Source organism: Nostoc sp. ChiVER01, assembly GCF_034531155.1.
GTDB lineage: Bacteria > Cyanobacteriota > Cyanobacteriia > Cyanobacteriales > Nostocaceae > Nostoc.
The window spans coordinates 142047-152628 of sequence record NZ_JAVRBS010000020.1; the positions used below are offsets into that span (position 1 = coordinate 142047).

Below are 10582 nucleotides of genomic sequence, written 5' to 3' on the forward strand. Positions count from 1 at the left end.
CTCGGACGTTGAGCCTTTGAACTCGGAAGTTGCACCTTTTTGCTCGGACGTTGAGGCTCTGAACTCGGAAGTTGCACCTTTTTGCTCGAATCGTCATTAGTCATCAGTCATTTGTGTTTCTAAGGACAAAAGACATCACTAGATTCTACTTTGACATAGGGAAAAATTACATAACATGGCAAACACAACATTAACTAACATCGCTGCTGAATTAACAGAGGTAGCTGCTAAACTACGCGATCGCACTGTCAAAGTAAAAAGCGGCTCTTTAGGAGTCGGTTCTGGTGTAATTTGGCAACCTGACGGACTAATTATTACTAATGCCCATGTTGCAACCAGCAATCGCGCAACTGTGGAATTGGCAGACGGCAGGGTATTTGATGCAGTGCGGACACAATTTGATCCACAGCAGGATTTAGCAGCCCTGAAAATTGTCGCCACTAATTTAACTGCTGCAACCATTGGTAATTCTGAGGCGCTACGAGTGGGTGAATTAGTTTTAGCAGTGGGTAATCCCTTTGCTGACAGTGGTGCTGTGACAACTGGAATCATTTATGCAAATAATCCACGGGCTGTTATGGCTGATTTGCAGCTATATCCTGGAAACTCTGGGGGGCCACTTGCCGATTGTCAAGGACGAGTTGTGGGAATTAATACGATGATTGTTAATGGTTTGGCTGTAGCAGTTCCCAGCAACACCGTTGAGCGTTTTTTACAGGGAAATAGCCGTCCGCAACTGGGAGTTACACTGCAACCTGTGCTTTTAAGTAGTCGTAGCTTAGGTTTATTGGTGTTGTCAATTCTACCTAACAGTGCGGCGGAAACTGCTGGTGTACAAATCGGCGATGTTTTAATTGGAGTTTCGGGGCGATTATTCACTACTATGAATGATTTAACTAAATATCTCCATGACAGTAAAGGTTCTGTACCGCTACAACTCCTACGCGGTGGGAAGCAATTCGTAATTTATGTTGACGTGCAGTCTGGGAAAACTGCTGTGGAGGCGACATGATCCGGGTGATGGTAGTTGCCACTTCCCCTGTAGTACGGGCAGGGCTATCAGCTGTGGTAACTACCAATCCTCGGCTAACGGTTGTGGGGAGTGCATCCGATTTGGATGTATTGGCGAGTGAAGTTGGGCAATTACAACCAGATGTGGTGCTGGTAGATTTGAGTGGTAATCTTCAACAATCGGTGTGGGAAAAATTGCTGGTTATTCAAGAACAGCAATATCCATTAGGAATGATCGTCATTGTTGAGGAACTCGACAGCATTGATTTAGAGACGGGGTTACGTTCTGGTATCCGGGGGATATTGCCCAGCACTAGCACAGAGTCAGAAATTGTTGCTGCTGTGGAGGCGATCGCTTTTGGTTTGGTGGTGCTACACCCGGATGCTATAGAATTACTATCTATCCGAGAAAAAGTGGTGGCAAATCCCGTACAAACCTTGACACCACGCGAGATAGAGGTTTTAGGTATGCTTGGTTCTGGGTTGGGGAATAAAGCGATCGCTAAAAACTTGCACATTTCGGAGCATACCGTCAAATTTCATCTCTCATCCATTTTTCAAAAGCTCAGTGTCTCCAGCCGCACCGAGGCTGTTGCTGTGGGTGTGCGACTGGGTTTGATTATGCTGTAAAAGCCATGTCCCGTAAGAAATTTCAGTTCCTTGCTAATAGCAAAAGTCTTCTTTTGATGATTAAATATAGCCAAAAATCTTTAGTCTACTTCAGTAGACTTTAGCTAAAAGCCAAAGAACTTTAGTTCTAGGCGGGTGAGTCAGCCAACGGTTAAGCTATTTCTAGGCTTTTGTGACACTTATGTAGGACTTACGCACACTCTACGAATTCTCGGCGCTCTTGGCGTCTTGGCGGTTCGAGAAATTAAGCTTTTTAGCAATTTTTGCGTAAGTCCTATTATGAAAAATATGGTTTTTAACCTTTACTCATATTTGGTATTTCTTGTCAATGCTTAAGTGCTATATTCATTTGAAAACTGCTGTCAATCAAATAATGACATAAAGCCTTCAATAAGGTGATGCTGTATGTATCACATTTGATGCATCACTTATATGAACATTTTAATGCTCTCTTCCACCTTTCCCTACCCACCAACGCGCGGGGGAACCCAAGTCAGGACATTTAATTTACTTAAATATCTCAGTCAACGCCATAGTATTACCTTGGTAACTCAACGCGAGAGCGATGTTACAGATGCAGAAGTAGCAGAATTACGCGATTGTGTAGATCATCTAGCCATTTTTGAACGTCCGCCAGATTATGCAACCACCGGAATATTAAAGAAAATACAGCGATTTAGTAAATTTTTGCAACAGGGAACACCACCAAGCGTACTCAACCGCTACTCAGTTGAGATGCAAACATGGATTGATAACTGGGTGGAAGCGGGAAAATGTGATGTAATTACCTGCGAACATAGCGTCAATGAAATTTATGTACGTTCGCATTTTTCCAAACAACTAAAAACTATAGTTAATATTCATAGTTCAGTTTACGCTACTTGTCGAAACCAACTCTCAACGGGAATTTCAGAAAATTCCCTCAGAGACAAAATTAATCTGCCACTTTTGCGACGTTATGAGCAAAACTACTGTGCTAAATTTTCGGCAATTGTTGCGACAACAGAAGAAGATAAAATTCAACTACAAGAATTTAACCCCAATAGTGAAATTACAGTTATTCCCAATGGTGTAGATTTAGTTTCTTTCCCCAACCGTACCACCGATCCAGGTGGACACCGTTTAATTTTCATCGGTGCAATGGATAATTTAGCAAACATTGATGCTGTCTGCTTTTTCAGCAACGAAGTTTTGCCAGAAATTCAAAAATTGTATCCTGATGCAACTTTCGATATTGTCGGTTCTCATCCGGTGTCAGAAGTTTTAGCACTTGCTCAAAAACCAGGAATTAATGTAACTGGGCGTGTACCTTCGATGGTAGAATACTTACATAAATCTACCATTTGCGTTGTACCCATGCGGACTGGGTTTGGCATTAAAAATAAAACTTTAGAGGCAATGGCAGCTGGTGTACCGATAGTAGCTAGCGATCGCGGTTTAGAAGGATTAGCCGTAGATGGTGCTAGTCATCCATTGCGGGCATTACGAGCAAATAAACCGACAGAGTACATCACCGCAATTAGTCAACTTTTTGAGCATCCACATCTGCGTTCAGAATTGTCTCACAAAGGCAGACAACTAGTAGAAACAGAATTTACTTGGGATATTGCTGGTAAAAGTTATGAACAAGTGTGTCTTAAAAGAGATTAATACTAATTCGTAATCAGCTACTTTAACGTAATTAGCACACACATAAAAATGCTTAATTTAACAAGTGCTGAGGGTTTAAGTCCCCTGTCTCTACAGGCAGAAGGTTTTGGGTCGGGGTCTAAATCCCCGTCACAAAACTTAATTATGAATTACGAATTACGAATTACGAATTACGAATTACGAATTATTTAATAGAGATCCCACCACTAGCTTCTAGATAAATTTTAATTGTGCCTTATTGTCGGTGTGGGAGAGATGTATGTAGAGACGTTGCAATACAATGTCTCTACATCGGCTATAAAAATTATCTTATCTAAATCGGATTGGTTCAAGGTTAGCTTGTAAAGAAACACATCAATTATTGTCGTATTTAGTTGAAGCACCTAACACAAGTAATTTCTTATGCTTAGGTTTCTTTTTATTTTTGAGAGTAGTCAAATAATTATCAACGTAGCGAAAAGCAGCTGCACCATCGTAATCAGCAATGGCTATCGCTTGTAAGAAAACCTTTGAAGGAATTTCAAACCCTAAAAATTTTTCTGTTAAAATTAACAAATCTTTATCTGTGGCAGGAAAAGTAGTTTCTTCTACCTCTTCTGGATCGGAAAATATATCTTCAATTAATGCTCTGTACATTTTGTACCTCCCCAAAAGCATAAGACGCAAAGCCTGTGATAAAGTTTAGTTGCTGATCGCGAGTTTGTAAGTTCAGTGGGAGTTCACTACCAGCACATCCTATCTCCCGCAAAATTTCCAAACAATAAGCACCGAGTTGAGTGGATGGAGCAAGCTCCAATTCATGAGCTACTTCTAGAGCCATCTCCAGATTGATTTGGATAACCGTCTTTACAGGGTTGGTCATAAACACGCCCTAATAAACTGGATGCTCTAAGTTTTGATCACAAGTTCAAATAGCGTAACGGTGTTTTTGCGGATTTTATGAAGAGGCGAAAATAAGATATCAGCGCATTTGCGGTAATGTATCCGAAATTATGCAAATAAGTCTGAGATGCGATCGCTGTTTGCATAGAAGACGTTGACGTACTCCTTAAGTGTCTTCCTACGCGCAGCCTGTCGTAAATAAGATAAGTGTAACACTTATCTTATGCAGTACACATGCATTGTGATGTGCATTAATGAAAGCTGTTTCAGTCCATGTCCCAGAAGACACTGAAGTTACTTGTTAACAAGCCATACAAAATAAATGTCAGTAGATTTCCTATCTTGTCCCCTGACAGCTTGCTTATTTTTGTTAGGTATAATCTCAAGACTGGTTAGTAGATTTCCTACCATATTTTTATTGATATTACTGCTAATGTGCCTAATGCATCCTCAACACCTAATTTTGTTCAAAGATTTAAATAGGAATCCTATAGCAAAAAGCTGAAACAACCTATTGACTTTGATGCACACGATAAATAGTTTGTAAAGTACATAACTCCTAATATTATTAATTCTCAATATTTACAACACAATAATGCATTTTTGGGAAAACCGAATCCTTATGCATGTTTAGTTGAGCAAATATATAAAACAACATTAATTATGTTTGAGGTGATTTCATCAGAAATTTATAATTCAAGACCTTGTATTATGTAAGTATTACAACGATCAAGTACATTTCATTTGTAAAGCTAGAAAGGTGTATATTATGCCCATTGAGCTAATAAATACTCCTGGTATAAGTGATGCCAGTAGCAATGATATCTATGATGTTAATAACACCATAACATCTCAATTTTTGTCTGGCTCATCTTTGATTAAGGATAACACCATAGATGGTGGAGATGGCTCAGACAAATCTTCGCCTATAGTATTTAGCAGCAACAATTCCATAATCAATGGTGAAAATGGTAATAACGTTTGGTCTCAATTATCTATCATCGACAACACCCTAGATGCGTCTCAATCTTCCGGGGTATCTATCACCGCAGACCTAGAAGCCCAAACTGTCTTTTTTAATGACGTTACTGTTTCAGAAACACAAACAATCAATGTAGTCAACATTGCCAATGTCATTGGCACAAATGAAGCTGACAGCATTAAAGGCGATAGTCAAAATAATCAATTAACTGGTCTAGCTGGTGATGACCTAATTGATGGTAGAAGTGGCAATGATGTGATTGATGGTGGACTAGGCAATGACACGTTGATAGGTGGTGCAGGCGATGACACCTTCATCGGTAGTAGCGGTAACGACAGCATCAATGGCGGAGATGGCTTGGATACAGTAGACTACAGCAAACTAGGTCAAGCCATCACTCTCTCAGGTGTAGGGACAATTATCAAAACTGGTGGATTTGGAACAGATCAAGTCTTTCAAGTAGAAACAGTTATTGCTGATCCTACTGTTGCTAATAACACCATAGATGCGTCTCAATCTTTGGCTGGAGTATCTGCCACTGTTAACCTAGAAACCCAAACTATCTCTGCCAATAACGTTTCTGGTTTGGGAACATTAACATACAAGGTAATTAACTTTGACGATTTCTCCGGTACAAATGAGGCTGACAGCATTACTGGCGATAGCCAAAATAACCTATTAGTGGGTAATGCTGGCAATGACACCATTATTGGTGGCCTAGGTAATGACGTTCTTACAGGTGGTCTTGGTGCAGATAACTTTACTTTCAACAGTGCTAACGAGGGTGTTGACATCATCAAAGATTACAACTTTGTTGAGGGCGACGTAATCCAAGTTTCTAAACTAGGGTTTGGTACTACTAATAGTAGCGATTTTACTTACAACGCCTCTACTGGTAACTTGTCTTTCTTAGGAACTCAACTTGCCTTCGTTGAAAATCTTTCATCCAATGTAAATATTCAGTTGGTGTAAAATTCCTAAAAGACACAACTCCATCACAAGTTAAAACTTTTTGTAATTTGTTTCCAAAGTAAAAGTTATATTGCAAAACAAAAGGTTGGGCTGATACAAGTATAAATCGTATCAGTTCTCAGATGCTAACGCTCAAAAAGTTTTTGCAACATAAATATTGAACACGGCAGTTACTTTAGTTCCCTCGACTAGAGCGACATGCTGCCTATTCCTGAGTGTTAAATTATTCCATTTTGATGATATTATTTTACAAAAATTAGGAGTAGACCTTGTGGCATTTACGATGAATAAATTCTTTAAGTTATCTGTTAAATATTTAACAGCTATTACAGTAATAATAACGGTTCTTCCATTACCAGTTAAAGCATCTACATTTTTAGTAAATGAACGCGCTCTTTTAGGAGGTAATGATCAAGTTGATTGGGGAAGTTTAGGTAAAGTCTTCAATCCCTCTGCGCCTGACTTTTCTGTTTTTTTACCTAACTCTTTTTCAGCAACATCCCAAAGCGGTTTAGGCTTAGATGTAAATATAACTCCAGCTAAGAATCCTCAGATTACTCCACCGTTTATCTTTCAAACGTTACCTCCACCTGGCATTCGGACTAACTTCGCTCAAGGAGATTTTATTCTCTTTGGAGGTATAAACCCAACAGGATTTCAACCTCTTCCTCCTGGCGCTCCTGATCCTCGGACTCAGGGGAACGGAGGCCCTTTGAGCATTAGTTTTGCCCAGCCAGTTTATGGTGCTGGTACTCAGATAGCTGTAGATATTAGTAATTTAGAAGTTGAAACTTTTATCAACGCTTTTGATAGCAGCAATAACTTGTTGGGTAGTTTCTCAGTTCTCAGTACTTCGTCGCTAGCATTAGATAACTCGGCAGTATTCTTGGGGATTCGTAGTGATACTGCAAACATCTCACGACTCGTTTTTAGCAGTTCTGCTCCACAATACGCCTTGGCTATTAATCAGGTAAGTATTGTTGCAGCTCCTGAACCAAGTTTGACCTTAGCGATATTAGCTTTTGGTATTTCAGGTGCTGTTTTGAAACTACGCCAACGTTCTTGGCCAAATAATTGCTAATTTTTTATTCCCCACTCCCTACTCCCCGGTCACTTAGATAATTTCAAGAATCAAATACGATTCCTATATTCACCTCCAGTGATAAGCAAGCGTAGAATCCAGTTTGCTTAAAGGAAAAGGGAAAAGGTAACTTGAAACATCCAGCCCTTTTCTTAGATCGCACTCTTAGGTAAAGAATGCTTATCTGAACTGTATTGTCAACTAGGGGATAAGAACTAATTTAATCGGGATATTAGATAATTTATTTTCCGGAAATCGCCTAACAGTGATTGTAGTTAACGATTACCTAGCTTGTTTCTCGCCGGAGGCGAGTATCATTATCAATGAAGAATTATTTCGATGCTTCTACAGCGTCGAAATAATTTCTCATTGAATAAGCTTAATTTTTTGGACATACTCAAACTTCAGCCAGACGCAAGGTTTACATAATTCTTACTTTTAGCCAAATTCAAGTAAATGTCATACAAAGAATTAGAACACATCATAGACGCGAAGATACAAAAAGCTATACGGAAGCACGAGATTATAGTTGCTTTTATTAGTAGTATTATTGGCTTAATTTTTCTAGTGGGTTTGTTTCATGCTATTTTGCTTAACCACACTCAAATTCAATCATATTGCTTGAGATGATTACTGGTTGCGTTGAATAGGTTTTTATGAACAAAAATTTTTTAATGTCTGTAACATTAATCAAAGTTATACATATTTTTTGTCAAAATGAATTTTACTAGGGAGAATAAAAATAATAGCAGGGCTATATTAGTCTTATTTTTGACTGTATTTATAGACTTGCTCGGCTTCGGAATTATCCTGCCGATACTGCCTTTGTATGCTGAACAATTCGGGGCAAAAGCTAATGAAGCGACACTACTTGTAGCTGTTTATTCTTTAATGCAATTCTTATTTGCACCATTATGGGGTAAATTTAGCGATCGCTACGGTCGTCGTCCAATTTTATTACTCACTTTATTAGGTTCTGTAATTGCATACGCTGGGTTAGGTTTTGCCAACTCATTGGGTATTTTATTTATTGCTCGTAGTCTTGCCGGGATTATGGCAGGCAATATTGCTACTGCTCAGGCGTACATAGCAGATATTACCACGCCAGCTAATCGAGCTCGTGGCATGGGCATAATCGGAGCAGCTTTTGGTCTTGGCTTTATTCTCGGCCCAGCTATTGGAGGTATTCTGATCGGGTCAGATCGAGACAACGCTAACTTTCATCTACCATCGTTGTTCGCAGCCGGATTATCTTTATTGGCATTGCTTTGTGCTTTGATATTACTTCCAGAATCTCTAAATTCTGAGACTAAAGCCAAAATCCAAACTCATCGCTACCGTCAGCGACGGCTGAACTTGCTACAACTGTCACAACGTCCACAGTTTTGCTTGCTTGCTGGCATCTACTTTTTTGTTACCTTTGCTGTTGCGTCTATGGACTCTACATTAGCTTTATGGTCTAAGCAGCAATTAAACTGGGGCCCTCAACAGACTAGTTATCTTTTTGCCTTCATGGGGATTGTTAGCACAATCATTCAAGGAGGACTGATCGGATTTCTCAAGAAATACTTCGGTGAAATAAGGTTACTTATCTTGGGGATATTAGGGTTAGGTTTAGGATTACTGTTAATTGGATTCTCACAAAGCTTAATTTTATTGTTGATTGCTACCACGCTTGTAGCATGGGGAATTAGTGTTAGCCAACCAATATTGAACAGCCTGATTTCCCAAATGACAGCCCCAGAAGAACAAGGACAAATATTAGGTATTGCTAGTTCTTGCTCTGCGTTGGCACGGATTGGTGGCCCAATCTGGGCAGGGCTGAGTTTTATGAGATTTGGGAGTTCTGCTCCTTTTTTGAGTGGATTTTTAGTAATACTAGTAGCTTTGACTCTTAGTTTGCGAGTAACAAAAAGTGCATCTGAACCCAACACAGAACGTATCGCCTGACAATCTTGATTTCAAAGCTTAATATTTTTTTGAAACAGCCTTGTATTAAAGATTTTTAATCCCAAATCTAAAATTTAAAATTTAAAATCTAAAATTACTATGACTGGTCGTCGAGTATTATTTTTAGGCATCTTTGTAAGCATCCTCCTTACCTACGCAATTTGGGTAGGTGGGAGCATTCCTGCAAGCATCACCAAACTTCCTGACCAAGGATTAAACTGGTATTACTGGAAACTTCCCCAACCTACCTTTTGGAGTCGGGCGACGGCTTGGGGAATGTACCTTGGGCATCAGTTTAGCATCTGGGGGTGTATCTTGTGGGCGCAGCGATCGCAGTTGAAATACAAATCAGCGTTGCACCCGATTAACTACCTCATGCTTGCTATTAATGGTGCATTCATCGCTTTACACTTTCTCCAGACTTATATTTGGTACGATGCTCTAGCTCAAGATACCTCAATTTGGGCTTCTCAAGGTGCGGTTGTCCTCCTACTGGTGTTCGTACTGATTTTGGAAACGCCTCGACGCGGTTTGTTTTTTGGTAATTCTGTTCCCTTTCATCAACAGTTTTTGCAAATTATCAAGCTGTACCACGGCTACTTTTTCTCCTTCGCCGCTATCTACACCTTCTGGTATCATCCAATGGAAGCGACTTTAGGGCATTTGATTGGTTTTCTCTATATGTTCTTGCTTCTGCTTCAATCGTCGTTAATATTCAACCGCACTCATGTAAACCGTTGGTGGACATTTACTTTAGAAATTTCAGTATTATTACATAGTGTTATCGTATCTTTTGTTTTAGGACAAAGCAAGTGGCCAACATTTCTTTTTGGTTTTCTTGGCATTTTAGTACTTACTCAACTCCACGGTTTACCTGTAAGTATCTGGACTAAACGTACTATCTACGGAGTTTTTTTAGTGAGTGTAATCGCCGTTTATGGATTGACTGAACGCGGCTTGGGCAGAATTTACGAAGTAACCTATATTCCTTTGATTGAGTTTGGGCTAGTTGGCGTAATTTACTTAATCTTCCTGCTCATCTTATGGACAATTTCTCGTTTAAAGGTTGTTTAAAAAGTAGTTGGCTGTGATTTTAGGCACTAAAGGACTTTTTGGCGTTAAAGCTAAAGCATCGCGGCACAATTGTTTTTATATTTTCCATTAATGAATTTAGGGGCTTGTATCATGAGTCGTTTTCGGTCAAAGTAGCTTTGTCGTACCACTTCGTGGAAGCAAGCTAGCAAAAGCGTCTCGTAGAGAAGTGCGGGCTACGCCAACGCATTTGTTATTTCGGGGTACTCATTTGTTATTTCGGGGTACTCATTTGTTATTTCGGGGTACTCATTTATTATTTCGGGGTACTCATTTGTTATTTCGGGGTACCCATTTGTTATTTCGGGGTACTCATTTGTTATTTCGGGGTA

The 10582-nt window shown here is 39.6% G+C and carries 9 protein-coding genes; 7 read left to right on the forward strand and 2 right to left on the reverse strand.

All coding sequences use genetic code 11. From position 1 onward, the window contains the following. Positions 1 to 175 precede the first annotated feature (175 nt). From RMY00_RS24035 to RMY00_RS24045, 3 genes are all read left to right on the forward strand, one after another. Positions 176 to 1012 (forward strand): S1C family serine protease, encoded by an 837-nt coding sequence (locus tag RMY00_RS24035; RefSeq protein WP_322649945.1) that lies wholly within the window; start codon positions 176 to 178, stop codon positions 1010 to 1012. Then, entirely contained in the window at positions 1009 to 1641 is a 633-nt protein-coding gene (locus RMY00_RS24040; protein ID WP_322649946.1) for a response regulator transcription factor, read from the forward strand. Before RMY00_RS24035 ends, RMY00_RS24040 begins: the two co-directional genes overlap by 4 nt. A gap of 432 nt (positions 1642 to 2073) precedes the next feature. After that, positions 2074 to 3291 carry a glycosyltransferase family 4 protein gene (locus RMY00_RS24045; RefSeq protein ID WP_322649947.1) on the forward strand — a complete coding sequence of 406 codons (1218 nt, stop codon included), beginning with the start codon at positions 2074 to 2076 and terminating at the stop codon, positions 3289 to 3291. 354 nt (positions 3292 to 3645) lie between these two features. Here the strand turns inward: RMY00_RS24045 and RMY00_RS24050 are convergent, their stop codons facing one another. After that, complete coding sequence (locus RMY00_RS24050) at positions 3646 to 3927, reverse strand: hypothetical protein (protein WP_322649948.1); 282 nt, start codon at positions 3925 to 3927, stop codon at positions 3646 to 3648. Then, on the reverse strand, positions 3908 to 4153 hold the full coding sequence (locus RMY00_RS24055) for a hypothetical protein (protein WP_322649949.1): 246 nt from the start codon (positions 4151 to 4153) through the stop codon (positions 3908 to 3910). Before RMY00_RS24055 ends, RMY00_RS24050 begins: the two co-directional genes overlap by 20 nt. Before the next feature lie 789 nt (positions 4154 to 4942). Between RMY00_RS24055 and RMY00_RS24060 the strand changes: the two genes are divergently transcribed. From RMY00_RS24060 to RMY00_RS24075, 4 genes are all read left to right on the forward strand, one after another. Then, complete coding sequence (locus RMY00_RS24060) at positions 4943 to 6127, forward strand: calcium-binding protein (protein ID WP_322649950.1); 1185 nt, start codon at positions 4943 to 4945, stop codon at positions 6125 to 6127. Positions 6128 to 6410: 283 nt separating this feature from the next. Beyond that, positions 6411 to 7208 (forward strand): hypothetical protein, encoded by a 798-nt coding sequence (locus RMY00_RS24065; RefSeq protein WP_322649951.1) that lies wholly within the window; start codon positions 6411 to 6413, stop codon positions 7206 to 7208. Positions 7209 to 7979: 771 nt separating this feature from the next. After that, positions 7980 to 9158, forward strand: coding sequence for an MFS transporter (locus tag RMY00_RS24070; protein WP_322649952.1), 1179 nt, complete (start codon positions 7980 to 7982; stop codon positions 9156 to 9158). Between the two features lie 99 nt (positions 9159 to 9257). Continuing rightward, the gene (locus tag RMY00_RS24075) at positions 9258 to 10232 is read left to right on the forward strand and encodes a hypothetical protein (protein ID WP_322649953.1); all 975 of its coding nucleotides are present in this window, start codon (positions 9258 to 9260) and stop codon (positions 10230 to 10232) included. Positions 10233 to 10582: the final 350 nt, after the last annotated feature.

Coding starts and splice junctions, on each gene's coding strand:
- RMY00_RS24055 (WP_322649949.1), bottom strand. CDS start 4,153: ATGACCAACCCTGTAAAGACGGTTATCCAAATCAATCTGGAGATGGCT.
- RMY00_RS24060 (WP_322649950.1), top strand. CDS start 4,943: ATGCCCATTGAGCTAATAAATACTCCTGGTATAAGTGATGCCAGTAGC.
- RMY00_RS24050 (WP_322649948.1), bottom strand. CDS start 3,927: ATGTACAGAGCATTAATTGAAGATATATTTTCCGATCCAGAAGAGGTA.
- RMY00_RS24065 (WP_322649951.1), top strand. CDS start 6,411: ATGAATAAATTCTTTAAGTTATCTGTTAAATATTTAACAGCTATTACA.
- RMY00_RS24040 (WP_322649946.1), top strand. CDS start 1,009: ATGATCCGGGTGATGGTAGTTGCCACTTCCCCTGTAGTACGGGCAGGG.
- RMY00_RS24075 (WP_322649953.1), top strand. CDS start 9,258: ATGACTGGTCGTCGAGTATTATTTTTAGGCATCTTTGTAAGCATCCTC.
- RMY00_RS24045 (WP_322649947.1), top strand. CDS start 2,074: ATGAACATTTTAATGCTCTCTTCCACCTTTCCCTACCCACCAACGCGC.
- RMY00_RS24035 (WP_322649945.1), top strand. CDS start 176: ATGGCAAACACAACATTAACTAACATCGCTGCTGAATTAACAGAGGTA.